Annotated in this window: 29 protein-coding genes; 15 read left to right on the top strand and 14 right to left on the bottom strand. The window is 61.7% G+C overall.

Going from position 1 to position 26765, the window contains the following annotated elements:
* Positions 1-11: 11 nt before the first annotated feature.
* From ACT9T4_RS06015 to ACT9T4_RS06005, 3 genes are read left to right on the top strand one after another with little or no spacing between them, the layout of a single operon-like run.
* Positions 12-461 (top strand): DUF2753 family protein, encoded by a 450-nt coding sequence (locus ACT9T4_RS06015; protein ID WP_042554803.1) that lies wholly within the window; start codon positions 12-14, stop codon positions 459-461.
* 13 nt (positions 462-474) lie between these two features.
* On the top strand, positions 475-1086 hold the full coding sequence (locus ACT9T4_RS06010) for a superoxide dismutase (RefSeq protein WP_042554804.1): 612 nt from the start codon (positions 475-477) through the stop codon (positions 1084-1086).
* Between the two features lie 33 nt (positions 1087-1119).
* Positions 1120-2010, top strand: a complete 891-nt coding sequence (locus ACT9T4_RS06005; RefSeq protein ID WP_499115973.1) for a ZIP family metal transporter — start codon at positions 1120-1122, stop codon at positions 2008-2010.
* Positions 2011-2016: 6 nt separating this feature from the next.
* On the opposite strand, the gene ACT9T4_RS06000 is transcribed toward ACT9T4_RS06005, so the two are convergent.
* The 10 genes from ACT9T4_RS06000 to ACT9T4_RS05955 form a co-directional block, all read right to left on the bottom strand.
* Positions 2017-2289, bottom strand: a complete 273-nt coding sequence (locus ACT9T4_RS06000) for an HPr family phosphocarrier protein (RefSeq protein WP_042554806.1) — start codon at positions 2287-2289, stop codon at positions 2017-2019.
* A 12-nt stretch (positions 2290-2301) separates the two neighbouring features.
* Positions 2302-3159 (bottom strand): RNase adapter RapZ, encoded by an 858-nt coding sequence (rapZ, locus tag ACT9T4_RS05995; RefSeq protein ID WP_042554807.1) that lies wholly within the window; start codon positions 3157-3159, stop codon positions 2302-2304.
* A gap of 19 nt (positions 3160-3178) precedes the next feature.
* On the bottom strand, positions 3179-3643 hold the full coding sequence (ptsN, locus tag ACT9T4_RS05990) for a PTS IIA-like nitrogen regulatory protein PtsN (protein ID WP_042554808.1): 465 nt from the start codon (positions 3641-3643) through the stop codon (positions 3179-3181).
* Between the two features lie 15 nt (positions 3644-3658).
* Positions 3659-3967, bottom strand: a complete 309-nt coding sequence (hpf, locus tag ACT9T4_RS05985; protein ID WP_042554809.1) for a ribosome hibernation-promoting factor, HPF/YfiA family — start codon at positions 3965-3967, stop codon at positions 3659-3661.
* Positions 3968-4047: 80 nt separating this feature from the next.
* Positions 4048-5556: an RNA polymerase factor sigma-54 gene (locus ACT9T4_RS05980; RefSeq protein WP_042554810.1), complete on the bottom strand. Its 1509-nt coding sequence runs from the start codon at positions 5554-5556 to the stop codon at positions 4048-4050.
* A gap of 167 nt (positions 5557-5723) precedes the next feature.
* Positions 5724-6449: an LPS export ABC transporter ATP-binding protein gene (lptB, locus tag ACT9T4_RS05975; protein ID WP_042554811.1), complete on the bottom strand. Its 726-nt coding sequence runs from the start codon at positions 6447-6449 to the stop codon at positions 5724-5726.
* A 2-nt stretch (positions 6450-6451) separates the two neighbouring features.
* Positions 6452-6994: a lipopolysaccharide transport periplasmic protein LptA gene (gene lptA, locus ACT9T4_RS05970; RefSeq protein ID WP_042554812.1), complete on the bottom strand. Its 543-nt coding sequence runs from the start codon at positions 6992-6994 to the stop codon at positions 6452-6454.
* The gene (gene lptC, locus ACT9T4_RS05965) at positions 6981-7550 is read right to left on the bottom strand and encodes an LPS export ABC transporter periplasmic protein LptC (RefSeq protein WP_042554813.1); all 570 of its coding nucleotides are present in this window, start codon (positions 7548-7550) and stop codon (positions 6981-6983) included. Before lptC ends, lptA begins: the two co-directional genes overlap by 14 nt.
* Positions 7551-7559: 9 nt before the next feature.
* The gene (locus ACT9T4_RS05960) at positions 7560-8081 is read right to left on the bottom strand and encodes a KdsC family phosphatase (protein ID WP_042554814.1); all 522 of its coding nucleotides are present in this window, start codon (positions 8079-8081) and stop codon (positions 7560-7562) included.
* Positions 8081-9055 (bottom strand): KpsF/GutQ family sugar-phosphate isomerase, encoded by a 975-nt coding sequence (locus ACT9T4_RS05955; protein ID WP_042554815.1) that lies wholly within the window; start codon positions 9053-9055, stop codon positions 8081-8083. The genes ACT9T4_RS05960 and ACT9T4_RS05955 overlap by 1 nt, the downstream gene beginning before the upstream one ends.
* A gap of 248 nt (positions 9056-9303) precedes the next feature.
* Between ACT9T4_RS05955 and ACT9T4_RS05950 the strand changes: the two genes are divergently transcribed.
* The 10 genes from ACT9T4_RS05950 to hisC all read left to right on the top strand — a co-directional run bounded on the left by ACT9T4_RS05950 (position 9304) and on the right by hisC (position 17264).
* Positions 9304-10113, top strand: a complete 810-nt coding sequence (locus ACT9T4_RS05950; RefSeq protein ID WP_042554816.1) for an ATP-binding cassette domain-containing protein — start codon at positions 9304-9306, stop codon at positions 10111-10113.
* The gene (gene mlaE, locus ACT9T4_RS05945) at positions 10113-10910 is read left to right on the top strand and encodes a lipid asymmetry maintenance ABC transporter permease subunit MlaE (protein WP_042554817.1); all 798 of its coding nucleotides are present in this window, start codon (positions 10113-10115) and stop codon (positions 10908-10910) included. The genes ACT9T4_RS05950 and mlaE overlap by 1 nt, the downstream gene beginning before the upstream one ends.
* Positions 10910-11383 (top strand): outer membrane lipid asymmetry maintenance protein MlaD, encoded by a 474-nt coding sequence (gene mlaD, locus ACT9T4_RS05940; RefSeq protein ID WP_042554818.1) that lies wholly within the window; start codon positions 10910-10912, stop codon positions 11381-11383. Before mlaE ends, mlaD begins: the two co-directional genes overlap by 1 nt.
* An 11-nt stretch (positions 11384-11394) precedes the next feature.
* Positions 11395-12027, top strand: coding sequence for an MlaC/ttg2D family ABC transporter substrate-binding protein (locus ACT9T4_RS05935; RefSeq protein ID WP_499116072.1), 633 nt, complete (start codon positions 11395-11397; stop codon positions 12025-12027).
* Positions 12024-12332, top strand: coding sequence for an STAS domain-containing protein (locus ACT9T4_RS05930; RefSeq protein WP_042554819.1), 309 nt, complete (start codon positions 12024-12026; stop codon positions 12330-12332). The genes ACT9T4_RS05935 and ACT9T4_RS05930 overlap by 4 nt, the downstream gene beginning before the upstream one ends.
* Positions 12333-12574: 242 nt before the next feature.
* Positions 12575-12814 (top strand): BolA family protein, encoded by a 240-nt coding sequence (locus tag ACT9T4_RS05925; RefSeq protein WP_027909990.1) that lies wholly within the window; start codon positions 12575-12577, stop codon positions 12812-12814.
* Between the two features lie 15 nt (positions 12815-12829).
* Positions 12830-14095: a UDP-N-acetylglucosamine 1-carboxyvinyltransferase gene (murA, locus tag ACT9T4_RS05920; protein WP_042554820.1), complete on the top strand. Its 1266-nt coding sequence runs from the start codon at positions 12830-12832 to the stop codon at positions 14093-14095.
* A gap of 4 nt (positions 14096-14099) precedes the next feature.
* Positions 14100-14735 (top strand): ATP phosphoribosyltransferase, encoded by a 636-nt coding sequence (hisG, locus tag ACT9T4_RS05915; protein ID WP_042554821.1) that lies wholly within the window; start codon positions 14100-14102, stop codon positions 14733-14735.
* 129 nt (positions 14736-14864) lie between these two features.
* On the top strand, positions 14865-16175 hold the full coding sequence (hisD, locus tag ACT9T4_RS05910; protein WP_042554822.1) for a histidinol dehydrogenase: 1311 nt from the start codon (positions 14865-14867) through the stop codon (positions 16173-16175).
* A gap of 36 nt (positions 16176-16211) precedes the next feature.
* Positions 16212-17264: a histidinol-phosphate transaminase gene (gene hisC / locus ACT9T4_RS05905; protein WP_042554823.1), complete on the top strand. Its 1053-nt coding sequence runs from the start codon at positions 16212-16214 to the stop codon at positions 17262-17264.
* Positions 17265-17485: 221 nt separating this feature from the next.
* On the opposite strand, the gene ACT9T4_RS05900 is transcribed toward hisC, so the two are convergent.
* The 3 genes from ACT9T4_RS05900 to algW form a co-directional block, all read right to left on the bottom strand.
* On the bottom strand, positions 17486-18211 hold the full coding sequence (locus ACT9T4_RS05900) for a DUF4198 domain-containing protein (protein ID WP_042554824.1): 726 nt from the start codon (positions 18209-18211) through the stop codon (positions 17486-17488).
* Positions 18212-18226: 15 nt separating this feature from the next.
* Positions 18227-20305, bottom strand: coding sequence for a TonB-dependent siderophore receptor (locus tag ACT9T4_RS05895; RefSeq protein WP_499116070.1), 2079 nt, complete (start codon positions 20303-20305; stop codon positions 18227-18229).
* Positions 20306-20562: 257 nt separating this feature from the next.
* Positions 20563-21711 (bottom strand): Do family serine endopeptidase AlgW, encoded by a 1149-nt coding sequence (gene algW / locus ACT9T4_RS05890; protein WP_042554825.1) that lies wholly within the window; start codon positions 21709-21711, stop codon positions 20563-20565.
* Between the two features lie 108 nt (positions 21712-21819).
* Here algW and ACT9T4_RS05885 point away from each other — a divergent pair, with 108 nt between their 5' ends.
* The gene (locus ACT9T4_RS05885; protein ID WP_042554826.1) at positions 21820-22578 is read left to right on the top strand and encodes a Nif3-like dinuclear metal center hexameric protein; all 759 of its coding nucleotides are present in this window, start codon (positions 21820-21822) and stop codon (positions 22576-22578) included.
* Positions 22579-22632: 54 nt separating this feature from the next.
* Here ACT9T4_RS05885 and ACT9T4_RS05880 read toward each other — a convergent pair whose 3' ends face one another.
* The gene (locus ACT9T4_RS05880; protein ID WP_499115964.1) at positions 22633-25467 is read right to left on the bottom strand and encodes an autotransporter family protein; all 2835 of its coding nucleotides are present in this window, start codon (positions 25465-25467) and stop codon (positions 22633-22635) included.
* Between the two features lie 380 nt (positions 25468-25847).
* Here ACT9T4_RS05880 and cysD point away from each other — a divergent pair, with 380 nt between their 5' ends.
* A complete protein-coding gene (cysD, locus tag ACT9T4_RS05875; protein WP_042554827.1) occupies positions 25848-26765 on the top strand; it encodes a sulfate adenylyltransferase subunit CysD in 918 nt (305 codons plus the stop codon).

The following is a 26765-nucleotide window of genomic DNA, read 5'->3' as shown; positions in this document are numbered from 1 at the left end:
GGAGGCAATCCATGGAGCAGTGGAAGCGACTCATCCAGGCGGGTAACCGCTACTTCGCCGAGGGTTCCTGGGTCGAGGCGCGGGAACAGTATCTGCAAGCGCTGGCGCTTGCTCAAGTGCTGTTCGAGCGCTGGCGGGATGCCGATGCTGCGGTGGCGGCTTTCGTCGTTTCTCAGCACAACCTGGCCGATCTGCAACTGATGATCGGTCATCCGGAAGGCTCCGCGGAGCACCTCTGTGCCTGCCATGAACACCTGTTGCGCTGCATGGACAGTGAGCATCTGTCGCCGTCCTTGCGCCAGGCCGCACTCAATCACAGCGGCCGAACCTACACCAGTCTGTTGAACTTTGTCGCCGAGCACGGGGCCTACCCCCGTACGGATCGATTGTTGGGCGCCCATGCGCCTGGCGATGCTTCACCGGCAGAACGCCCAGCGTCTGTCGTTCGTCAGTACCATTAGAGGAGTGAAAACCATGCCGTATAGCCTGCCTGCTCTGCCTTACGCCTACGATGCCCTGGAGCCGCACATCGATGCGCAAACCATGGAAATCCATCACAGCAAGCACCACCAGACCTACGTCAACAACCTCAACGCTGCCCTGGAAGGCAACTCGCTCGGCGAGCTGCCGGTCGAAGAGCTGCTGACTCGCCTCAAGGACGTGCCGGAAGACAAGCGCGCTGCGGTGATCAACAACGGTGGTGGACATGCCAACCACTCGCTGTTCTGGACCGTGATGAGCACCAGCGGTGGTGGCGAGCCTCAAGGCGAACTGAAAACCGCCATCGACAGCCAGCTGGGTGGTCTGGAGGCTTTCAAGGAAGCCTTCACCAAAGCCGCACTGACCCGCTTCGGCAGTGGCTGGGCCTGGCTCAGCGTGACGCCGCAGAAGAAACTGGTGGTCGAGAGCACCGGTAACCAGGACAGCCCGCTGATGAACGGCAACACGCCGATCCTCGGTCTGGACGTGTGGGAGCATGCCTACTACCTGCGTTATCAGAACCGTCGTCCCGAATACATCGGTGCGTTCTACAACGTCATCGATTGGGCCGAAGTCGCACGCCGCTATCAGGCCGCTCTGGCCTGATCGCATGCCCATGAGCCCACATCGAGTGTGCCTATGAGCCCGCTGCACGAGTTGATTGCGGCCAATGGCCGTTCCTTTCGCTATGCACTGGGCCTGATGCTGCTCGTTGGCGGCGGGACCATTCTCGCCCTCAAGGTCTGGAGTGGTTTGCAGAGCCGGCTTTCGCCGGCTCTGTGGTATGCCTGGCAAGGTGGCATGCTGTGCGCTCTTGGCACGGCTCTGGGCGCCTTGCCGGTCATTTTCATGCGCAGCATTTCGGCACGTTCGTACACGGCCATGCTGGGTTTGGGCGGGGGCATGATGCTCGCTGCCAGTCTTTTCTCACTACTGCCGCCGGCTTTTCAGCTGGCTGACGAGCAGGGCCTGACCAGCAGTCAGGGCTCATTGCTGGTCGCCGCGGCAGTGGTACTGGGTGCTGGCGCCTTATGGGTGCTGGGCCACGGGTTGTCCCGTACATCGCGAGCGCGGGTAAATCAGGGCGTCGGGTCGAGCGTCTGGCTGTTCGTCATCGCCATCGTGTTGCACAACGTGCCGGAGGGCATGGCGGTCGGCGTGGCGGCTGCAGCCAATCTGGCGAATGCCGACGGTTTGACGCTGGGGATTGCGTTGCAGGACGTGCCCGAGGGGCTGATCATTGCCTTGGTGCTGGCCGGGGCGGGCATGTCGCGCTACAAGGCGGTCTTCTGCGGTGCGGCGTCCGGGTTGGTAGAGCCGCTGTTCGCCGTGCTTTCGGCCTGGCTGGCCGGTGCGTCGCTGCAGCTGCTGCCCTGGGGGCTGGCGATGGCCGCGGGAGCGATGCTCTTCGTGGTGCTGCGCGAGATCATTCCCAAGCTGTATCGGCGCGCTGACGTGCCGCCGGCCTCGCTGGGGTTCGCATCGGGGTTCGTGCTGATGCTGGTTCTGGGCAATGCCCTGAGCGTCTGAGAGCGGTTACTCGCCTTCGTCGAAGTAGTTGTTGATCAAATCGATCAGCGCCTGCAGGGCTTCCTCTTCCCGTTCGCCCTCGGTCGCCAGATGCACGGTGGTGCCCTTGCCGGCGGCGAGCATCATCACCGCCATGATGCTCTTGCCGTCCACCAGGCTATCGACGCTGCGCCCGATTTTCACCTGGCAGGGAAAGCGCCCTGCGACTCCGACGAACTTGGCGGCGGCACGCGCATGCAGGCCGAGTTTGTTGATGATGGTGATTTCACGGGCGGGCATCGCGGCAATTCCTTAACTGAGGTCGCGGTGGCGGATCTGAACGTTCTTCAGCAGCGGTTTGAGGGCGTGGCCCAGGCGGTTGGCGAGATACACCGAACGATGATGGCCACCGGTGCAGCCGATCGCAACGGTGACGTAGGAGCGATTGCTGGCAGCGAAGCGCGGCAGCCATTTGTGCAGGTAGGCGAAGATGTCCTGGTACATGTCCTGGACGTCCTCTTGGGCTGCGAGGTATTCCTCCACCGGCTGTTCGAGGCCCGTGAAGTCACGCAGCTCGGGCTTCCAGTAGGGGTTGGGCAGGCAGCGCACGTCGAACACCAGGTCCGCATCCACTGGCATCCCCCGTTTGAAACCGAAGGACTCGATCAGGTAGGCGGTGCCCGGCTCAGGCTGGTTGAGCAGGCGCAGCTTGAGGGTGTCGCGCAGTTGGTAGAGATTCAGGTGAGTGGTATCGATCTTGAGGTCGGCACGGTCGATGATCGGGCTCAGCAGCTTGGTCTCGTCGACCATGGCCTCGGCCAGCGAGCGCTGGTCGTTGGTCAGCGGATGACGCCTGCGCGTCTCCGAAAAGCGCTTGAGCAGCGTTTCTTCGCTGGCATCCAGGTAAAGAACATCGCAGCGGATATTGCGGCCGCGCACTTCGTCGAGCAGTTCGGAGAAACGCTTGAGCTGGCTGGGCAGGTTGCGTGCGTCTATCGACACCGCCACTTGCGGGTGCAACAGCTCGGTGTGCAGCAACGCCCGTTCGGCCAGCTCGGGAAGCAGGCCGGCAGGCAGATTGTCGATGCAATAGAAACCGTTGTCCTCGAGCACGTCGAGAGCGGTGCTCTTGCCCGAGCCGGAACGGCCGCTGACGATGATCAGGCGCATGGGCTCATCCTGTGTAGGGCTATTGGCCGTTCTGCACGTTCACTACGGTCTGGTACAGCGATTGACTGTCCTGAGCCTGGCGCAGTCGCTCGCGAACGTCCTCGCGGTCGAACATGCTGGCGATCTGGCGCAGCAGTTCCAGGTGCTCATCGGTCGCTGCTTCGGGAACCAGCAGCACGAACAGCAAATCGACAGGGGCGCCATCGATTGCGTCGAAATCCACCGCGGCGTCGAGTTTCAGCAGCGCACTGATCGGTGAACTGCATCCGGGCAAGCGGCAATGAGGAATGGCGATGCCATTGCCGAAACCGGTCGAGCCGAGTTTCTCCCGGGCGATCAGGCTTTCATAGATGGTCTGGCCATCGAGATCGGGCAGGTCGCGCGCGATCACGGCAGCTATCTGTTCGAGTACACGCTTTTTACTGCCGCCCGGCACGTTCACGAGGGAACGGCCGGGGGTCAGGATATTTTCAAGTCGGATCATAGGAGAAGGACGAGGTCAGCGGGCCATTGCGCCCTGCTGGCGGTCGAGCTGTTTTTCCTTGTGCTTGATGAGTTGGCGGTCAAGTTTGTCGGTCAGTAGATCGATGGCGGCGTACATGTCTTCATGCTCGGCATTGGCCACCACTTCGCCTCCGGCGATGTGCAAGGTGGCTTCGACTTTCTGCTTGAGCTTCTCGACCTCCAGGATGACCTGCACATTGGTGATCTTGTCGAAGTGCCGCTCGAGACGTCCGAGCTTTTCCTCGATGTAGCTGCGTAGTGCGTCTGTCACATCCAGCTGGTGCCCACTGATGTTGACTTGCATACCGCTTCTCCTTGTTGCCGTGTGTGAGTGGCAGGCTATACACCTGCCGCAGGAACACTGGGGCTCTACTACAAGGCCGCTCACATCAGTCGTTTGCGTTCGCTCGAAGGCGCTATACCGAGCGATTCACGGTACTTGGCGACTGTGCGGCGCGCCACTTGAATGCCCTGTGCTTCCAGTAAACCAGCGATCTTGCTATCGCTCAATGGCTTTTTCGCATTTTCCGCGGCGACCAGTTTCTTGATGATCGCGCGGATCGCGGTGGACGAACATTCGCCGCCTTCGGAGGTGCTGACGTGGCTGGAGAAGAAGTATTTCAGCTCGTAAATGCCACGCGGTGTATGCATGTACTTCTGGGTGGTGACACGCGAGATGGTCGACTCGTGCATGCCCACCGCTTCGGCGATGTCGTGCAGTACCAACGGCTTCATGGCTTCGTCGCCGTAGTCGAGGAAGCCGCGCTGGTGTTCGACGATCTGCGTCGCGACCTTCATCAGGGTTTCGTTGCGGCTCTGCAGGCTCTTGATGAACCAGCGTGCTTCCTGCAACTGATTGCGCATGAAGGTGTTGTCGGCGCTGGAGTCGGCGCGCTTCACGAAACCTGCGTACTGCGCGTTGACGCGCAGGCGAGGCATGGCCTCCTGGTTGAGTTCCACCAGCCAGCGATCGTTGTGCTTGCGCACGATCACGTCAGGCACCACGTACTCGGGCTCGCTCGATTCGATCTGCGAACCGGGGCGCGGGTTGAGGCTCTGAATCAGCTCGATGACCGGGCGCAGCTCGTCTTCCTTGAGCTTCATGCGGCGCATCAGCTGGCTGTAGTCGCGGCTGCCGAGCAGGTCGAGGTAGTCACTGGTGAGGCGCTGGGCCTCGCTCAGCCAGGGGGTATTGGCCGGCAGTTGGCGCAGTTGCAGAAGCAGGCACTCGCGCAGGTCGCGGGCGGCGATGCCGGAAGGCTCGAACTGCTGGATGCGGTGCAGCACGGCTTCGACTTCATCGAGCTCGACATCGAGTTCGGGGTCGAAGGCGTCGGTGATTTCTTCGAGGGTTTCCTCGAGGTAGCCCTGACCATTGATGCAGTCGATCAGCGTCACTGCGATGAGGCGGTCCTTGTCGGACATAGGTGCCAGGTTGAGTTGCCAGAGCATGTGACTCTGCAGGCTCTCGCCGGCAGAGGTGCGAGTGGTGAAGTCCCACTCGTCGTCATCATTGCTTGGCAGGCTGCTGGCGCTGGTCTGATAGACGTCTTCCCAGGCCGTGTCGACCGGCAGTTCGCTGGGGATTCGCTCGCCCCATTCGCCTTCTTCCAGATTGTCGACGGTCTGGGTGTTTTCCTGGAAAGTTGGTTCCTGAAATTTCTCTTCCTGAGCGGCCGCCGTGGGTGCGCTTTCCGCGCCGTCGGCCATGGGGTCCGAATTGTCGAAGTCGTCGCCTTCTTCCTGACGCTCGAGCATCGGGTTCGACTCCAGTGCCTCCTGGATCTCCTGTTGCAGATCCAGCGTGGACAGTTGGAGCAGGCGAATGGCTTGTTGCAGCTGCGGTGTCATCGTCAGCTGCTGGCCCATTTTCAGGACTAGCGATGGTTTCATTGCAGACCTTATCTGGCGTCTGTGCGCGATCCACGACAGGGCGCCAAAGCGCCACTAGGAAGCAAATTATATGCCTGAATCCGAGTGCTTTGCCTAGAGCCCGTTACCATTTCATTACGACCCTGTCGTGGGTAGCGGGCGCTGGGCGTTCATCGGCGGGAAATTCGTTACAGGCGGAATTCGTGGCCCAGATAGACTTCCTTGACCACCTGGTTGGCCAGGATCGCAGCGGAATCGCCTTCGGCGATCAGTTGACCATCGCTGACGATGTAGGCGGTTTCGCAGATATCCAGGGTTTCGCGCACGTTGTGGTCGGTGATCAGCACGCCAATGCCTTTGGCCTTGAGGTGGTGAATGATTTGCTTGATGTCACCGACCGAGATCGGGTCGACGCCGGCGAAGGGCTCATCGAGAAGGATGAATTTCGGCGAGGTGGCGAGGGCGCGGGCGATTTCGACGCGGCGGCGTTCGCCACCCGAGAGGCTCATGCCCAGGTTGTCGCGGATGTGCGTGATGTGGAATTCCTGCAGCAGGCTTTCCAGCTCCTGCAGACGCTGCGCACGGTTGAGGTCCTTGCGCGTTTCCAGGATCGCCATGATGTTGTCGGAGACGCTCAGCTTGCGAAAGATCGAGGCTTCCTGAGGCAGGTAGCCGATACCGGCGCGAGCACGGCCATGCATGGGTTGGTGGCTGACGTCGAGATCGTCGATCAGCACGCGGCCCTGATCGGCCTGAACCAGGCCGACGATCATGTAGAAGCAGGTGGTTTTGCCGGCGCCGTTGGGGCCGAGCAGGCCGACGATCTGCCCGCTTTCGATGCTCAGGCTGACGTCGCGAACGACCTGGCGACCCTTGTAGCTTTTTGCCAGATGCTGGGCTTTCAGTGTTGCCATCGTTATTGGCCCTGCTCGGCGGCGGGTTTCTTCTGCGGCTGAATCACCATGTCGATGCGCGGGCGCGGGGTCGACACGTTGGTGCCCGTGGCGCGACCAGCATTGACGATCTGACGCTGGGTGTCATAGACGATCTTCTCGCCTTCGAAGGTGTTGCCTTCCTGAACCACCTTGGCCTGGTCGATCAGCACGATGCGTTCATTGGCCGCGAAGTATTGGATGGTCAGGCCGTAGGCCTTGACGATCTGCTTGTCGGCAGACGGCTTCTGCTCGTAGTAGGCCGGTTTGCCCACCGAGGTGAACACGTCGATATCGCCCTGTGCATTCTGGGTGATGGTGACGGTGTCGCCAGTGATTTTCAGGGTGCCCTGAGTGATGACGACATCGCCGCGGTACACCGCCACGCCTTGCTTGTCGTCCAGCTCAGCACTGTCGGCCTGCACGCGGATCGGTTGATCGCGGTCGCTCGGCAGAGCCCAGGCGCTTGCGCTTCCGAGCGTGGCGCCGAGGCTGAGAAGTAGGGGGAGGGTTTTAACGAACCTCATGCTGGCCTCTTACGTTGGACTGCAGGAGCATCCTGCCGTCATTCAAGTACGCTTTCATTCCTTGTGCCGTGGTCACCCCGTTGGCCGCGTCGATTCTAACGGCTTGCTGGGTCTGCGCATATTCCTTCTGTGGGAATACGGTCAGGCGGCTGGTGGTGAGTATAGTGGGGCGGCCTTTTTCGTCCGTGCGCTCCACGCGCACCTGATCGATCAATTCGACCTCTTCGCCATCCGGGCCTACCTCGCCACGGGCGCTGCGCACCTTCCAGGGAAGTTCGGTGCCGCGGAACAGATTCATGCGCGGCTCGGTCAGCAGGGTGACGTCGGTGCTCTGCACGTGCTCCAGGCGGTCGCTGGTCATGTCGCTCTGCACCTTGCCGTCGGGCAGGTATTGCACGCTGCGGGCATTCACGGCGTAGAAGTCGATCGGATTGTCCGGCCCGCTCTGCTGTGGCGCGCTGGAGAAACTGTCTGGATTGATGTTCCAGTACCCGGCGGCCACCAGCAGCAGTGCACCGAAGGTCAGCAGGACGGGAGTGATGAATTTGCGCAGCATCGGCAGGCCCTAGAGGTAGGCGGACTGGGCGGCTTCGAGAGTGCCCTGGCCGCGCATGATCAGTTCGCAGAATTCGCGGGCCGCACCTTCGCCGCCACGCGCTTCGGTGACGCCGTGGGCATGCTCGCGCACGAAGCCGTTGGCGCTGGCTACCGCCATGCCCAGGCCGACGCGGCGAATCACCGGCAGGTCCGGCAGGTCATCGCCCAGGTAGGCCACCTGTTCGTAGCTCAGGCCCAGCTCGGCGAGCAGCTCGTCGAGCACGTCGAGTTTGTCTTCACGGCCCTGGTACAGATGCTGGATACCCAGATTCTGTGCGCGACGCTCGACCACCGGGGTCTTGCGGCCGCTGATGATAGCGGTGCGTACGCCTGAGTTGATCAGCATCTTGATGCCCTGACCGTCCAGGGTATTGAAGGTCTTGAACTCGCTGCCGTCGACCAGGAAGTACAGCTTGCCGTCGGTAAGCACGCCGTCGACGTCGAAGATCGCCAGTTTGATTGCGCGAGCGCGCTGCAGAAGGTCGTTCATCACATGACCCCCGCGCGCAGCAGGTCGCCAAGGTTGAAGGCGCCTACCGGGTAACCACTGGTGTCGATTACCACCAGCGCGCTGATCTTGTTGTCTTCCATTATCTTCAGGGCCTCGGCAGCGAGCATATCGGCACGAGCGGTCTTGCCGTGCGGGGTCATGACGTCGTCGATGCGCGCATCACGTACATCGATGCCTTTGTCCAGGGCGCGGCGCAGGTCACCGTCGGTGAAGATCCCGGCCAGACGACCGTCGTTTTCAAGGACCGCGGTCATGCCCAGGCCTTTCTGGGTCATTTCCAGCAATGCATCACGCAGGCTGGTGCCGCGTTTGACCTGCGGCAGGCTCTCGCCCGCGTGCATGACGTTCTCGACCTTGAGCAGCAGGCGGCGACCCAGGGCACCGCCCGGATGGGAGAAGGCGAAGTCTTCGGCGGTGAAGCCGCGGGCCTCCAGCAGCGCGATGGCCAGGGCGTCGCCAAGTACCAGCGAGGCGGTGGTGGAAGAGGTCGGCGCCAGGTTGAGTGGGCAGGCTTCCTTGGCTACGCGGGTGTCGAGGTTGACTTCGGCAGCCTTGGACAGCGGCGACTCCGGGTTGCCGGTCATGCTGATCAGGGTAATGCCGAGGCGCTTGATCAGCGGCAGCAGTGTGACGATTTCGGCCGTGGAGCCCGAGTTGGACAGCGCGAGCACGACGTCGTCACGGGTGATCATGCCCATGTCGCCGTGGCTGGCTTCGGCAGGGTGCACGAAAAATGCGGTGGTACCGGTGCTGGCCAGGGTGGCGGCGATCTTGTTGCCGATATGCCCTGATTTGCCCATGCCGACCACGACCACGCGGCCCTTGCTGGCGAGAATCAGCTCGCATGCCTTGACGAAATCGGCGTCGATACGAGGCAGCAGCTCTTGCACCGCCTCGATCTCGAGGCGGATGGTGCGCTGTGCGGAATCAATCAGGTCGCGGGTCTGGTTCATGCTCTGCTTGGGCTGCTGTACGAAAAAGACAGGGATTATAGCGGGAAAGACTACAGGACTCATCATTCATGGCGCTGCGCAAAAGTGGCAAAGCTGTCACAAGCCTGAACGTCGGTCTTGCTCGGCTTTGGCGGCCATTGGCGCGAATGCTATAGTCCGCTGCCATTTTTGGCCCGCATGGCCGATCGCCGTGCCCTTATTCCGATGCTGGGCGTCTGATTAGGAAGGCAGTACGCAATGGAGTTCCGATGAGCGCCGAAAATCAGTACGCGGTCGAGTTGAAAAACGTCAGTTTTCAACGCGGCGAGCGGCACATCTTCAAGAACGTCGACATATGCATACCGCGGGGCAAGGTCACCGGGATCATGGGCCCCTCCGGGTGCGGCAAGACCACCTTGTTGCGGCTGATAGCCGCCGAGCTGCGCCCGAGCGCGGGTCAGATACACGTCAACGGCCTGAATCTGCCCGACCTGTCGCGCAGCGAGCTGTTCGACATGCGCAAGCAGATGGGCGTGCTGTTTCAGAGTGGCGCGTTGTTCACCGACCTCGACGTGTTCGAGAACGTGGCGTTCCCGTTGCGGGTGCATACCCAGCTCCCCGAAGAAATGATTCGTGACATTGTCCTGATGAAACTGCAGGCAGTCGGCTTGCGTGGTGCCATCGAATTGATGCCCGATGAGCTGTCCGGCGGTATGAAGCGGCGCGTCGCGCTGGCCCGGGCGATTGCCCTGGATCCGCAGATTCTGATGTACGACGAGCCGTTCGTCGGCCAGGACCCGATCGCCATGGGCGTGCTGGTGCGCCTGATCCGTCTGCTCAACGATGCCCTGGGTATCACCAGCATCGTGGTCTCCCACGATCTGGCGGAAACCGCGAGCATCGCCGACTACATCTATGTGGTCGGTGACAGTCAGGTGCTGGGGCAGGGAACGCCTGCCGAGTTGCGCGACTCCGAGAATCCACGGGTGCGCCAATTCATGCAGGGCACGCCAGACGGGCCGGTCCCGTTTCATTTTCAAGCGCCGAGCTACCACGACGATTTACTGGGGGGGCGCTGATGCGCAGGACATCTACACTCGAACGCGTACGCCTGTTCGGGCGTGCGGGTATCGACGTGGTCGCCTCGCTGGGGCGTTCGACGATCTTTCTGCTGCGCGCGCTGTTCGGTCGCGGTACGTCGGGCAACTCGCTGCAACTGCTGATCAAGCAGCTGTATTCGGTGGGCGTGCTGTCGCTCGCGATCATCGTGGTTTCCGGCCTGTTCATCGGCATGGTGCTTTCTCTGCAGGGGTTCAGCATTCTCGCCAAGTACGGGTCCGAGCAGGCGGTCGGGCAGATGGTCGCCCTGACTCTGCTGCGTGAGCTGGGGCCGGTGGTCACTGCGTTGCTGTTCGCCGGTCGAGCCGGTTCCGCGCTGACCGCCGAGATCGGCAACATGAAATCCACCGAGCAGCTATCGAGCCTGGCGATGATTGGTGTCGACCCGCTCAAGCACATCGTCGCACCGCGACTGTGGGCGGGCTTCATCTCCATGCCGCTGCTGACCATGATTTTCAGCGTGGTCGGTATCTGGGGCGGGGCGATGGTCGCCGTCGACTGGCTGGGCGTCTACGAAGGCTCGTTCTGGGCCAATATGCAAAACAGTGTTTCGTTCCGCGAAGACGTGCTCAACGGGATAATCAAAAGCCTGGTCTTCGCCTTCGTCGTTACCTGGATCGCGGTGTTCCAGGGCTACGACTGCGAGCCCACCTCCGAAGGTATCAGCCGCGCCACCACCCGTACGGTGGTGTATGCCTCGCTGGCCGTATTGGGGCTGGATTTCATTCTGACCGCTTTGATGTTTGGAGATTTCTGATGCAAAACCGCACGATGGAAATCGGTGTCGGCCTGTTTCTCCTGGCCGGCCTGCTGGCCCTGCTGCTGCTGGCTCTGCGTGTCAGCGGCCTGGCGCCTGGCAACGCCGTCGACACCTACAAGGTCTACGCGCACTTCGACAACATTGCCGGCCTCACCATGCGCGCCAAGGTGACCATGGCGGGGGTGAGCATCGGTCGGGTGACGGCGATCGATCTGGATCGTGACAGCTACACCGGGCGCGTAACGATGGAACTAGACGGCAGTGTCGACAATCTTCCGGTGGACTCCACCGCGTCGATCCTGACTGCAGGGCTGCTCGGTGAAAAGTACGTGGGGATCAGCGTCGGTGGCGATGAAGAGCTGCTGGCCGACGGCGGAACCATCCATGACACCCAGTCTTCTCTGGTGCTCGAAGACCTGATTGGCAAATTCCTGCTCAATTCGGTCAATAGGGATCAGGACAGCCAATGAGGTACCCGATGATGATCAAGACCGTGCGCAACAGCCTTGTCGCTCTGCTGGCCGCACTGCCGTTGCTGGCAGTGGCCGCGCCTGCCGCCCATGAAGTGGTGCAGCAGACCACCGAGACCCTGCTGGCCGATCTCAAGGCCAACAAGGAGCAGTACCGCAGCAATCCCGACGCGTTCTACAACTCGCTCAACGAGATCCTGGGGCCGGTGGTCGATGTCGATGGCGTCGCCCGCAGCGTGATGACGGTGCGCTACTCGCGTGAGGCCACACCCGAGCAGATGACCCGTTTCCAGGAGAACTTCAAGCGCAGCCTGATGCAGTTCTATGGCAACGCGCTGCTCGAGTACAACAACCAGGACATCCGTGTGCTGCCTGCTTCCGGCAAGCAGGACCCGCAGCGCACCTCGGTCAACATGGAGATTCGCGACGGCAAGGGCACGGTCTATCCGCTGTCGTACACCATGGTCGCCATGGACGGGACCTGGAAGCTGCGTAATGTGGTGATCAACGGTATCAACGTCGGCAAGCTGTTCCGTGACCAGTTCGCCCAGTCGATGCAGAACAACCGCAACGATCTGGACAAGGTCATCGACAGCTGGGCCGATACCGTCGCCCGCGCACGCCAGGCCCGGGGGGCATCGTGAGTTCAGCGGCTATCTTCGAGCAGGCGCCAGGCGTTCTGGCGCTTTCCGGCATCCTCGATTATCAGAGTGGTCCGGCCCTGCGCGAGCAGGGTGGCCGGCTGATCCAGGCCACCCAGGCGCCCGCCTGCGTGATCGACTGCGCGGCGGTTGAGAAGTCCAGCAGCGTCGGGCTTTCCCTGCTGCTCTGCTACACCCGCGATGCCCGAGCTGCCGGCAAGACACTGAGCATTCGCGGTCTGCCCAGGGACATGGCCGGGATCGCCAAGGTGTGCGAGCTTCAGCACGTACTGCCCCTGGAGGCCTGAAGGCACTCTGCGAGCGGCGGCGATGAGCTTCTCGCGGTGGCGTTCGATACCGGGAATTTCTCGTCAGATTTTTTGGTATGATGCTCGCCCCATGTCTACAGGCTCGTGCCGAACGCGGCTGGTGGATCGTGAAGCCAGCATCGTTGCTTCCCGACCTTTCCCGCACTTGCAGCACAGACGCTTGTACACAGATGTCGCCATGCGACGTTCACGCTTATTGAATACGTTGATCGAGGTTGAGCATGCAGGCCCTTGAGGTAAAAAGTTTCTTGGAGACCAAACTGCCGGACGTTCAGGTAGAGGTCGACGGCGAAGGCTGCAACTTCCAACTCAACCTGATCAGCGACGAGCTGGCCGGCCTCAGCCCGGTCAAGCGTCAGCAGCAAATCTACGCTCACCTCAATCCCTGGATCGCCGATGGCAGCATCCACGCCGTGAGCATGAAATTCTTCAGCCGTGCCGATTGGGCCGCGCGTTCCTGAGACGACGAGTTAGCTATGGATAAATTAAGCATTACTGGCGGCGTGCGTCTCGACGGTGAGATCCGCATTTCCGGTGCAAAGAACTCCGCACTGCCGATCCTGGCTGCGACCCTGCTCGGCAGCGCGCCGGTGACCATCTGCAACCTGCCGCACCTGCATGACATCACCACGATGATCGAGCTGTTCGGACGCATGGGTATCGAGCCGATCATCGACGAGAAACTCAGCGTCGAAGTCGATGCGCGCACCATGAAGACCCTGGTCGCGCCCTACGAGCTGGTGAAGACCATGCGCGCTTCGATTCTGGTACTCGGCCCCATGGTCGCCCGTTTCGGTGAGGCCGAAGTGGCGCTGCCTGGCGGTTGCGCCATTGGCTCGCGTCCGGTCGACCTGCACATCCGTGGTCTGGAAGCGATGGGCGCGATCATCGATGTCGAAGGCGGTTACATCAAGGCCAAGGCGCCTGAAGGCGGCCTGCGTGGCGCGCACTTCTTCTTCGATATGGTCAGTGTGACCGGCACCGAGAACATTCTGATGGCCGCCACCCTGGCCAAAGGGCGCACGGTGCTGGAAAACGCCGCTCGCGAACCGGAAGTGGTCGATCTGGCCAACTGCCTGATCGCCATGGGCGCGAAGATTCAAGGTGCCGGTACCGACACCATCACCATCGACGGCGTTGAAAGCCTGCATGGCGCGCGCTTCAACGTGATGCCCGACCGTATCGAAACCGGTACCTACCTGGTGGCCGCTGCCGCCACCGGTGGCCGCGTCAAGGTCAAGGATGCCGACCCGAGCACCCTGGAGGCCGTGCTGGCCAAGCTGCAGGAAGCCGGCGCCGAAATCACTACCGGGCCCGACTGGATCGAGCTGGACATGAAGGGCAAGCGACCGAAGGCCGTGAGCCTGCGTACCGCTCCCTATCCGGCGTTCCCGACCGACATGCAGGCGCAGTTCATTGCCCTCAATGCCATTGCCGAGGGCTCTGGCACGGTGATCGAGACGATTTTCGAAAACCGCTTCATGCACGTGTACGAAATGAGCCGCATGGGCGCGCAGATCCAGGTCGAAGGCAACACGGCCATCGTCACCGGTACCGCGCAGCTCAAGGGTGCTCCCGTAATGGCCACCGACCTGCGCGCTTCGGCGAGCCTGGTCATCGCCGCACTGGTCGCCCAGGGCGACACGGTGATCGATCGCATCTACCACATCGACCGTGGCTACGAATGCATCGAAGAAAAACTGCAATTGCTGGGGGCGAAGATTCGCCGCGTGCCGGGCTGACCACATGCTGACCATTGCCCTGTCGAAAGGCCGTATTCTCGATGACACCCTGCCGCTGCTCGCGGCGGCAGGCATCGTGCCGACCGAGAATCCGGACAAGAGCCGCAAGCTGATCATCCCGACCACCCAGGACGACGTACGTCTGCTGATCGTCCGTGCCACTGACGTGCCGACCTACGTCGAGCATGGTGCCGCCGACCTCGGTGTCGCTGGCAAGGACGTGTTGCTCGAGTACGGTGGCCAGGGGCTCTACGAGCCACTGGACCTGCGTATCGCTCGTTGCAAGCTGATGACCGCTGGTGCCGTGGGTGCGGCCGAACCCAAGGGCCGCCTGCGCGTGGCCACCAAGTTCGTCAACGTCGCCAAACGCTACTATGCCGAGCAAGGCCGGCAGGTCGACATCATCAAACTGTACGGTTCCATGGAACTGGCGCCTCTGGTTGGCCTGGCCGACAAGATCATCGATGTGGTCGACACCGGTAACACCCTGCGTGCCAACGGTCTGGAAGCCCAGGAACTGATCGCCCACATCAGCTCGCGTCTGATCGTCAACAAGGCCTCCATGAAAATGCAGCATGGCCGCATCCAGGCCCTGATCGACACGCTGCGTGAAGCGGTCGAGACGCATCATCCGCATTGATCCTCTCCCGCGCGGCCTTCGGGCTGCGCAGTGCCTATCCGTGTCATAGCCAAATTCTCAGGTGCCCGCACGGTGGGCTTGCTACTCTAGCGGCGCCTGAGAACACGCCATCCAGATGAGGCTTTCGCTATGACCGCTCCAGTTGCCATTCGCCGACTCAACGCTGCCGACCCGGATTTCGCTCATCATCTGGATCATCTGCTGAGCTGGGAAAGCGTCTCGGACGACGGCGTCAATCAGCGCGTGCTGGATATCATCAAGGCCGTGCGTGAGCGTGGCGATGCTGCGCTGGTCGAGTTCACCCAGCGTTTCGATGCCCTTGAAGTCGCCTCCATGGCTGACCTGATTCTGCCGCGCGAGCGTCTGGAACTGGCGTTGACGCGCATTACCGCGGAGCAGCGCCAGGCGTTGGAAATCGCCGCCGAGCGGGTACGCAGCTACCACGAAAAGCAGAAGCAGGATTCCTGGACCTACACCGAAGCCGACGGCACGGTGCTGGGCCAGAAGGTCACGCCGCTGGATCGTGCGGGGCTGTACGTGCCGGGCGGCAAGGCATCCTACCCGTCGTCGGTACTGATGAATGCCATTCCGGCCAAGGTCGCCGGAGTACCCGAGGTCGTGATGGTGGTGCCCACGCCCCGTGGCGAGATCAACGAAATCGTTCTGGCTGCCGCGGCGATTGCCGGGGTCGACCGGGTCTTCACCATCGGGGGGGCACAGGCTGTCGCAGCGCTGGCCTATGGCACCGAGAGCGTACCGCCGGTGGACAAGATCGTCGGCCCGGGCAACATCTATGTGGCCACTGCCAAACGTCATGTATTCGGCAAGGTCGGTATCGACATGATCGCCGGGCCGTCGGAAATCCTCGTCGTGTGCGACGGCCAGACCGACCCGGACTGGATCGCCATGGACCTGTTCTCCCAGGCCGAGCACGACGAAGACGCGCAGTCGATTCTGGTCAGCCCGGATGCGGCGTTCCTCGACAAGGTTGCCGAGAGCATCGCCCGCCTGCTGCCGAGCCTGGAGCGGGAGGCGATTGCCCGAACTTCAATCGAAGGTCGCGGCGCGCTGATCCTGGTCGCGGACATGGGCCAGGCCATCGAGGTGGCCAACCGTATCGCGCCAGAACACCTGGAACTCTCGGTCGAGAACCCGGAGCAGTATCTGCCAGAGATTCGCCATGCTGGCGCCATCTTCATGGGCCGTTACACCGCCGAAGCACTGGGCGATTACTGTGCGGGGCCGAACCACGTATTGCCTACATCGGGCACTGCGCGTTTCTCGTCGCCGCTGGGGGTCTACGACTTCCAGAAGCGTTCGTCGATCATCCACTGTTCGGCCGAAGGTGCGTCCGAGCTCGGCAAGGTGGCCTCGGTGCTGGCCCGTGGCGAGTCGCTGACCGCCCATGCCCGCAGTGCCGAGTACCGCATCAAGAACTGACCCAACGACCCAACCGAATTCGAGGAGAGCGGGCAGATGAGCAAATTCTGGAGCCCCTTCGTCAAAGACCTGGTGCCATACGTACCGGGTGAGCAGCCCAAGCTGAGCAAGCTGGTCAAGCTCAACACCAATGAAAACCCCTACGGCCCGTCGCCCAGGGCCATCGCCGCCATGGGCGAGGCGCTCAACGACGACCTGCGTCTGTACCCCGACCCCAATGGTGATCGCCTGAAGCAGGCAGTCGCCCAGTTCTACGGCGTAAAGGCCGCTCAGGTATTCGTCGGCAACGGTTCTGACGAAGTGCTGGCCCATGCCTTCCACGGCCTGTTCCAGCACGGCAAACCGTTGCTGTTCCCCGATATCAGCTACAGCTTCTACCCGGTCTACTGCGGCCTGTATGGCATTCAGGCCGAACCGTTGGCGCTGGACGAGCAGTTCCAGATCCGCGTCGAGGATTATGCGCGGCCCAACGGCGGCATCATTTTCCCCAACCCCAACGCCCCCACTGGCTGCCTGCTGGCCCTGGAAGCCATCGAGCGGTTGCTGCAGGCCAACCCGGATACCGTGGTGCTGGTGGATGAAGCCTATATCGACTTCGGCGGCGTCTCGGCCATCGGCCTGGTCGACAAGTACCCGAACCTGCTGGTCACCCAGACCCTGTCCAAGTCACGTTCCCTGGCGGGCCTGCGGGTTGGCCTGGCGGTCGGGCACGTGGACCTGATCGAGGCGCTGGAACGGATCAAGAACAGCTTCAACTCCTACCCGCTGGACCGTATTGCCATCGCCGGTGCTGCGGCTGCGTTCGAGGACCGCGCCTACTTCGAGCAGACTTGTGCCGCGGTGATCGACAGCCGCGAAAAGGTCACCGCTGGTTTGCAGGCACTGGGGTTCGAGGTGCTGCCTTCGGCTGCCAACTTCATCTTCGCCCGTCATCCGCAACGTGATGCTGCCGGTATCGCGGCAGCACTGCGTGAGCAGGGCGTGATCGTGCGCCACTTCAAGCAGGCGCGCATCGCCCAGTTCCTGCGTATCAGCATCGGTTCGCCGGAGCAGAACCAGGCGCTGCTGGAGGCCCTGGCGGCGCTCTGAGGTTTGCGGGCAGCATGAAAAAGCCAGGGCAGATGCCCTGGCTTTTTCGTTTTAGTGTCGGCGCCGGCTTGGTCTCGAACGGCAGTACGCACCACCGGTGTTGCCATCGCCATTCGCCGCGAGGTCGCGGCTCCTGCAGCTGCGTAGGAGCGTCGCCCACGGCGCGAATCGGGCGATGGAACCTCAGGCTCGATGCCGCTGACCGGCTCGAGCGTCGACCATCAGTGATGATGCCCCTGGCCGATGAACGTCAGCGAGGTGAAGTAGCCACGGCTGTCGATATCGGCGTCACCTTTCACCGGCTGGCTGGCCTCGGCGGCGATGATGTTCAGGCCTTCGTTGCGAATCACCACATGCGCTTCGCCCTTGGCATTGGTGGTGGCGCTGACCTGATCCGGTGCACTGCGATAGTCGCCGATCAGCTTGATGTCGGCAGCTGGCTTGCCGTCGACCAGCACACGGACCGGCAGTGGCTTGCCGACACCGACTTCGATGGGGTCGGCCAACGGCACGATCACCATGCGCAGGTCTTTGAGGTCAGGCAGGCGGGCACCTTCCTGATAGATGGCCAAGCTGTATTTGTAGGTATGCAGTGCTTCCACGGCGTTCGGGACGTGGCTGCGGCCCTGGTTGATCCATTTGCCATCCGCGGTCTTCGACCAGGCACCATTATCCAGCGCCACGGCCAGCGACGCTGGTGCGCTCAGCGGCTTCAGGCGGGCGTGGTCGGCGAGGCGCTCGATGGTCACCGGAATGCTCTTGCCGGCGCCATTGAAGGCCCAGGCGCGGCTGACCTTGTCGGCCTTGAACGCGTCGTCTTCGGCACCGTGGCCGTAGACCACTTCGATATTGCCGCGACGTTGCTCCGTCCACAGGCCGTGGGCGCCGGCTTGGCCGGCGACGACCAGAAGTGCCAGTAGAGCGGCGGTTTTGCTTGAGATGCGCATGATGCGTCCTTTCGATCAGAGGTTGAGAGTCAGGCTGACGCTGACATTGCGAGGTTCGCCCGGAACTACCCAGGCGCTGTTGAACGAGCGCTCGTAGTATTTGCGGTCCAGCAGGTTGTTGAGGTTCAGGCCCACGGTGACTTCTTCGCTGGCCTTGTAGTGGGCCAGCAGATCGACCGTGCTGTAAGAGGGCAGGGTGAAGTTGCTACCCGCCTGGCCGGAGCGCTCGCCGACGTAGTTGAGGGCTGCGCCGATGTCGGAGCCGCGCAGGGCTCCATTCTGGAACTCGTACACACTCATCAGGCTGGCGCTGTTGCGAGCGATGCCGAGCAGGTCGCTACCTTTCGGCAAGGCCGCGTCGCCTTTGGTTACCTCCGCATCGATGTAGGCGTAGGCACCGATGACCCGTACGGCATCGCTCAACTGGCCGCTGAACTGCATGTCGAGACCCTGGCTGCGTGCTTCGCCGGCGGCAACGCTTTCGCCCAGAGCATCGGTGGTGATGACGTTTTCCTTGTCGATCTGGAACAGCGCGATGGTCGCGCCGAGGCGTCCGTCGAGCAGGTCGAGTTTCACCCCGGTCTCGTAGCCAAGGCCCTTTTCTGGTTTGTAGACCTGGCCCTGTGTGCCAATGCTGTTGGGTTTGAACGAGGTCGAGGCATTGGCGAATACGCCGACCTGCGGAGTCAGTTGATAAAGCAGGCCGAGGCGCGGTGTAGCGACGTCCTTTTCCTGGCTGTTGCTGACGCGCGTCGCACGGTTCAGTGAGGTCTGTTCAACATGCTCCAGGCGTACTCCGACCAGACCACGCAGGCGCTCGGTAAAGGCGATCTGATCCTGAAGGTTCAGGGCGTAGCTTTCGGTGCGCTCGTGGAAGTCGTTGGCACGGGTCAGCGCTGGCTTGGCCTGGCCGTACACCGGGTTGTAGATATCCAGGCCGTAGCTCAGCAGGGTCGCGCTCTGTGGATACTTCTGACTGTTGCGGTAGTTCTCGTACTCCAGGCCAATCAGCGTCTGGTGCTGCCAGCCGGCGAACTCGAAATCACCATGCAGTTCGGCCTGGGTGATGTTGTCGTTCCACTCGAAGTCACGCTGGCGATAGAAGCGGCTGATAGTGGTGCCCACCAGTGCCTGAGGTTCCGAGCTGTTTCCCTGCAGTGTGCCCTGGGTGTAGTGGTTGGCCAGGCGCAGCTTCCAGGTGTCGTTGAGGTATTGCTCGAGGGCCAGATCCAGGGTCTGGTTGTCATTGCGAATTTCGCCATCGTTGGGCTCACCGACGTAGGTCGAGCGTTTGACCGAGCCCAACTGACCGTTCACGGCCGGGATGCCGCGGTCGAACACGGATTCGGTGCGCGAAAACTCGGCATCCAGCATCAGCCGGGTGTCCGGGGAGATCTGCCAGCTCAGTGACGGGCTGATGATGCGTCGCTCGCTGGTGACGTGATCGCGGAAGCTGCCGTTGTCCTCGATGGCCATGTTGACCCGGGAAAGCAGGCTGCCGTCTTCGGTAAGCGGAGTGTTAACGTCCAGGCTGCTGCGGTAGCGGTCCCAGCTGCCGGCACTCAGCGAGAGGGTGGTGAATGCTTCTTCTTGCGGACGCTTGGTGACGATGTTGACCAGGCCGCCAGGGTCGCCGCGACCATAGAGACTGGCAGCGGGGCCCTTGAGAACCTCGATTCGTTCGATGTTGGAGGTGTCCGGCGAGCTGTAGCTGCCGCGGTTGATCGCAAAGCCGTTCTTGTATAGCTCGCCTGTGGTGAAGCCCCGTACGCTGTAGTTGAGGAAGGTCAGCCCGCCGAAGTTGTTCTGCCGCGAAACGCCCCCGGCGAAGTCCAGCGCGCGGTCGATACGCGTGGTATTGAGATCCTTGAGCACCTGAGCCGGTACCACCTGAATGCTCTGTGGGGTATCGCGGATGTCGGTGTCGGTGCGGGTAGCCGTTGCCGATCGTGTGGCGCGGTAGCCCTGTACCGGGCCGTCGGCGGACTCCTGGCGATGTTCGGCGTTGATCACGCTCTCATCCAATAGCAGCGTGTCGGCGTTTTCGGCGTACGTGGGGATGCTCAGCAGGCTGAACGGTAGGCTGGTTAGCAGGGCGAGGGAGCGACGCAAGATGCAGGTCCTTAGCAGGTTAAAAACGTAATAACATTACATTTTAATGCTGTCAGGTTGCAACTACAGGTTGCGATATCGCTAGCTGTGTCTTATTCGGGGAGTTGCGCTGTACAGGTCTTCAGGCCGAAGCCAAGCGGTGGATGTGGCAGGTCAGGGAGGGCTGGGCGAGCGGCCTTTCACGTTCAGCGTTCCTGGCCGACCGCCGCTCGGTCACGCGATACCTATCGCTGCAACGTTTAGTTGCTGTTGGTCGCGACGGGAGGGCGCACGCCGATTTCAGCGCTCAGTTCCATCATCTTGCCGTTACGCATGACTTCGATGCGAATCGTCTCGCCCGGTTTGGCGCGCGCGACCTGGTTCATCGAGCGGCGGGCATCGCCGGCGGGTTCGCCATCGATCTTGAGAATCAGGTCATTGGGCTGCAAACCGGCCTTCTGCGCCGGGCCGTTGCGGTAGATGCCCGCGACGATGATGCCCTGACGGCCTTCGAGGCCGAAGGATTCGGCCAGCTCCGGGGTCAGCGGCTGCACCTCCAGGCCCAGCCAGCCGCGAATCACCTGGCCATGCTCGATGATCGCCTGCATCACTTCCATCGCCAGCTTCACCGGGATGGCGAAGCCGATGCCCTGGGATCCGCCGGACTTGGAGAAGATCGCCGTATTGATGCCGACCAGATTGCCATAGGCGTCGACCAGCGCACCGCCCGAATTGCCGGGGTTGATCGCCGCGTCGGTCTGAATGAAGTCTTCGTAGGTATTGAGGCCCAGCTGATTGCGCCCCGTGGCGCTGATGATGCCCATGGTCACGGTCTGACCAACGCCGAACGGGTTGCCAATGGCCAGGGTGACATCACCGATGCGGATATTGTCGGAGCGCCCCAGAGTCATCGCCGGCAGGTCCTTGAGGTCTATCTTCAACACCGCCAGGTCGGTTTCCGGGTCGCTGCCAATCACGCGGGCCAGGGTTTCACGGCCATCCTTGAGCGCTACCACGATCTGATCCGCGTTGGCGGTCACGTGGTTGTTGGTCAGCAGATAACCCTCGGGGCTCATGATCACCGCGGAGCCAAGGCTGGACTCCATGCGCCGCTGGCCAGGCAGGCTGTCACCGAAGAACTTGCGAAACTGCGGGTCTTCGATCAGCGGGTGGGTCGGTTTGCTCACGTACTTGGTGGTGTACAGGTTGGCCACCGCTGGCGATGCGGTGTTCACTGCACTGGCGTAGGAGGCTGGGCCCTCCTGGGTGCGTGCATAGGCGGGCGCCTGGCGGAACTGCACATCATGCATCGGCAGGCCCACCAGTTGCGGGTACTGCTGCATGATCAGCAACGACACCAGAATGCCGACCAGTAGTGGCCAGCCGAAGAAACGCAGGGCCTTGAACATCTATCCAATCCTGAGGGTTGCGAGGCCCTGATCGGGCCCTTAAGGTGCGCCATTATAGAGAACCGCGCCAAGAAAGCAGCGGTTCGCAACAGCTCGTGAGGAAACTGTATGGCCATTGCTCTGACGACCCTGGTGGAAGACGCCGAACGCTATCTCGGCGCTTCGCGCATCAGCGATTATTGCCCCAACGGCCTGCAGGTCGAAGGGCGGCCACAGGTGCAGCGCATCGTCAGCGGCGTGACCGCCAGCCTGGCGCTGATCGAAGCTGCCGTCGAGGCCCGTGCGGACGTGCTGCTGGTGCACCACGGCTACTTCTGGAAGGGCGAGAACCCCTGCATCACCGGGATGAAGCAGCGCCGTCTGAAAACACTGCTGGCCAATGACATCAGCCTGCTGGCCTATCACCTGCCGCTGGATGTACATGCCGAGGTGGGCAACAACGTGCAGCTCGCCCGGCAGTTGGAGATTACCGTCGAGGGCCCGCTGGAACCGGACAACCCACGTACCGTCGGCCTGGTCGGTTCGCTGGCACAGCCCATGAGTGCCCGGGACTTTGCCCGCCGCGTGCATGACGTGCTGGGGCGAGAGCCATTGCTGGTGGAGGGCGAGGGAATGGTCAGCCGCATTGGCTGGTGTACGGGGGGCGGGCAGGGTTACATCGATCAGGCCATCGCCGCGGGCGTCGACCTCTATCTGACCGGAGAAGCCTCCGAGCAGACCTATCACAGCGCCCGGGAAAACGCTGTCAGCTTCATCGCTGCCGGGCATCACGCGACCGAGCGTTACGGCGTTCAGGCGTTGGGTGACTACCTGAGCCGGCGCTTCGCCATCGAGCACCTGTTCATCGATTGTCCGAATCCGATCTGAGCCCTGAACGGTAACCGGGCACTAGGCGCCCGGTTACCGTAGCGGGGGTGAGGCTCAGAAGTCGTAACGAACCTTGGCACGCAAGGTGTCGGCATCGAAGCCCGAACGGCCGACGTGCTCATAGCCCGCACCGAGGCTCAGCGCCCCGACGCGGTAGTTGAGCCCCAGGGTCGCTTCGTAGCTGTCACGCGCCGGCTTAGCGCCGTTGCTCACGAACGACGAGCCGCCAAGCAGGTAGGACGAGGTACTGCTGACCTGATCGGCTGCGAAGTCGTGATAGGCCATCAGCTTCAGTTCCGGTTCCAGCGTGCCCTGGCCAACGGAGAACTGGCTGGCCAGACGCGCACCCGCGCCCAGTTCGATCACCTCGTTGCGCTGGCTGGAGACGTCCAGTGCCGCGGCCGAGCCTTTTTCACGGTAGCTGTCGATGTCCAGTCGGCTGTAGCGTGCTGCCACGCGAGGCTCCAGGGTCAGCGGACCGGCACTCAGGCCGTACCCGGCTTCCAGGTTGAGGCCGAGCGACTTGCTGTCGAAGTCACCTTTGGCACGGGTACCGGCAATGTTGCGCTTGCTGGTGTTGTCGTGGAAGCCGTAGCTGATGCTGGAGTCGACGAAGAACTGGCCATGCTCGAAGCCCGAGTAGAGGCTCAGCACCTGGCTGTCGATGTCGGACTTGTTGCCGTTGCGGCCTGTCACGCTGGTGTCCAGGTTGCTGTAGGCGACGCCCAACGTCCATTGCTCGTTCAGCTTGCCATCCACACCGAGGCTGAGCCCGCGGCTATCGGCATCGTAACCGGCGATGCCGTCACGGCGACCCTGACGCAGGTCCGTGTCATGACCCTGGGCCCAGAATCCGCCCTGGCTGAGCGGGGAGCCCGAGGATTCGCCGCGCAGTGCCGAGGTACGGGAGCCCACGGCGCCCGAGACCAGATTGTGCGTGGCGCGGGTGGCGGCCTGGAGGGCACCATCGGCTTGCGGTGCGAGCTGCTCGCTCAGTGTCGCGAGCTGAGCGTCGTCGGCGTTGGCGAATGCCTGGAATACAGGATCGTCGTTATCCAACTGCCCCATGACACTTGCATAGAAGGGCTGGAAAGCGCGGCTGGCATTCGGGCTGCTGCCAGCATGCTCGATGAGCTCACCGGCTTGCTGGCCTGATACGGTGCTGACTGTTGCCAGAACTTCGGTGTCCGTGACTCTGGATGCGTTGATCGTCAGTAGGGGGGAGCTGCTGACAACCTGCGGACCTGCGCCGTCATACTCGAGTATTCCGGCTTCGATTAGTTTGTACTCCTTGCCAGAAGCCCGAAACGCTTCAGATGTCGGGCGCAGAGCGATGCTGCTCGTAGGAGCAAAGTAGGCGTCGTCGCGCACCGTGACAATGGCACGGTTGGGATCAGTGGCTTCGCTGAGGTTCAGCTGCAGCACGGTGCCCCTGTTCATCTCCAGATAGCCATCCAGGGTGACGTGAGGTTGAGTCAGCGTCAGGTGGCCGGCCGAGCCGAGAGGACTATCCTCGGCGTTATATACATCCACGCCGCCGAATCTGAGTGCATCTATATGGGTACCCTCGAAGACCGCTGTACCCGTCACATCTATGTACGACACGCCCGAGATGTTTCCTTTGATCGTTCCACCCGCCAGTCGTAGACGAGATGGTGCTGTACCCTCCGAATAGATCGCATACTGGCCGCCCTCGATCAGGCCACCGTTCTGCTGGATCACAGGAATGTTGAATTGTGCACTGCTGGGATAGTTGAGATAGATGCCAACACGCTCGCCACTGACAGTGCCGCTGTTGACGATATCGCCACCGATGCGACCACCATCGACATAGATACCTACAGAGTCGGCGCCCTTCGCTGAAATCGTACCGCTGTTATCGAGAGCGCCACCAATCTGCCCGTGAGAGATCTCGATGCCACGTGCAGTTGCGCCATCCTCGGCCACTGCGGTCACGTCGATGGTGCCGCTGTTGAGCAGGTCTCCACCGATGCGCGCCTTGTTGTCATCACCGTCATAGGCGCGAAGGTCGATACCGGTCGCTTCATAGCCGCTAACGGTAACGCTGCCGCTGTTGTTCAAGGTGCCATGGACGATGCTGCTGCCAATGGTGATGCCGCCCGCTTCACTGAGATTGGAGGTATCGCCGATGCCGGTAATACCTATCGCTCGGAGGGTTCCAGCGTTGGTCAGTTCAGCCAATTCGCTTTGAAAATTGACCAAAATAGCGTTGGCTTCATCACCGGTTGTCTCGATCACGCCGCTGGCAGTGTTTTCCAGCTTGGCGCCGGACAAGTCGCTATTGCTCAGTGCGATGCCTCTGGCAAGGTCTGTGCTGGATACCTCGATCCGACCGCTGTTGCTCAAGCTGTTGCCCAGGCTCGTCTCATACAGGGCCAGCCCAGCGGGCATCGCGTTATCCAGCCCTTGGCTCAAAGGGTGGAGGAACTGGCTATCGCGGATGTTGATGACCCCTTCGTTGCTGATCCCGCCGCTGATTCGTGCATGACCGGCGTTGATACCGACGGCAGCGAAACCGCCGGTAATCAGGCTGCCTCTATTGACCAGGGCACCGTCGATTGTCACCTCATCATTCGGGCCTCGGCCCAGGGTGACCGGCCGCGCATATCGGGCCTGGTCATTCTCGGCGCCAGTGGCAATGATCGTGGCATCGAGCGTCAGGTCGCCCTGCACATGGGTACCTGGCTGCAGCGTGATTGCACTGGCTGGAGTGGTCAGTTCACCGCTGATGGTCAGGCCGTCTGCAATGACCTCGTTACCCCAGCTCTTGGGGCCGTCGTCGATCTGGTAGGTTTCTGCCTGGACCGAAAGGCTGGCGGTGGTGATGGCAATAGCGAGAAGGGAATAGGACAAAGGGCTAGATTGCATGTGGCTCTCCTTGAGCGCGGCAGCTGGAATCCAATGGCGCGGCGAGCTGGGAGCTCGCTCCCCGGTAGGCGAGGTTGCGTTGTGGCGTAGGTTGGTTTGCAGCCACGTGAGTGTCAAGGCTTTGACGTGCGGAGTGCTTTGCGCTTCGCAAAACCGGAAGAATCCACTTCTCATTTTGAGGCAGGCGGGGTGTGACCCGAGCCTGACGTTTCGAACGATTGTTCGTATTGCCGGCAGCGATGGGCAGCCTATTTCAGTGGAATAAAGCTAGATCGTTTCGATCTAAGTGCCTCCCTGAATAGAATGAGGCGCTGTGCTAGAGTGCGCGCTCGTCCAAGGCCCGCCGGCCTGAATAAAATACCGTGATCCCGTGAGTAGCCATGCTCGACAAACTGACGCACTTGAAACAGCTCGAGGCGGAAAGCATCCACATCATTCGTGAAGTGGCCGCCGAATTCGACAACCCGGTGATGCTCTATTCCATCGGCAAGGATTCCGCCGTGATGCTGCATCTCGCGCGCAAGGCCTTCTTCCCCGGGAAGCTGCCTTTCCCGGTGATGCACGTGGATACGCGCTGGAAATTCCAGGAGATGTACCGTTTCCGCGACAAGATGGTCGAGGAAATGGGCCTGGATCTGATCACTCACGTCAACCCTGACGGCATCGCTCAGAACATCAATCCGTTCACCCACGGCAGTGCCAAGCACACCGATATCATGAAGACCGAGGGCCTCAAGCAGGCGCTGGACAAGCATGGTTTCGATGCGGCTTTCGGCGGTGCCCGCCGTGACGAGGAAAAGTCCCGGGCCAAGGAACGTGTCTATTCGTTCCGCGACAGCAAGCACCGCTGGGACCCTAAGAACCAGCGCCCGGAGCTGTGGAACGTCTATAACGGCAAGGTCAAGAAGGGCGAGTCGATCCGCGTGTTCCCGCTCTCCAACTGGACCGAGCTGGATATCTGGCAATACATCTACCTCGAGCAGATCCCGATCGTGCCGTTGTACTTCGCCGCCGAGCGCGATGTCATCGAGAAGAACGGTACGCTGATCATGATCGACGACGAGCGCATCCTCGAGCACCTCAGCGATGACGAGAAAGCGCGCATCGAGAAGCGCAAAGTGCGTTTCCGCACCCTTGGCTGCTACCCGCTGACCGGCGCCGTGGAGTCCGAGGCGACCAGCCTCACCGACATCATCCAGGAAATGCTCCTGACCCGAACTTCCGAGCGCCAGGGCCGCGTGATCGATCACGACGGTGCCGGTTCCATGGAAGAGAAAAAACGTCAGGGGTACTTTTGA

It is taken from the genome of Pseudomonas sp. SZ40, assembly GCF_052958135.1.
This window is presented reverse-complemented; position numbering and strand designations above follow the sequence as displayed.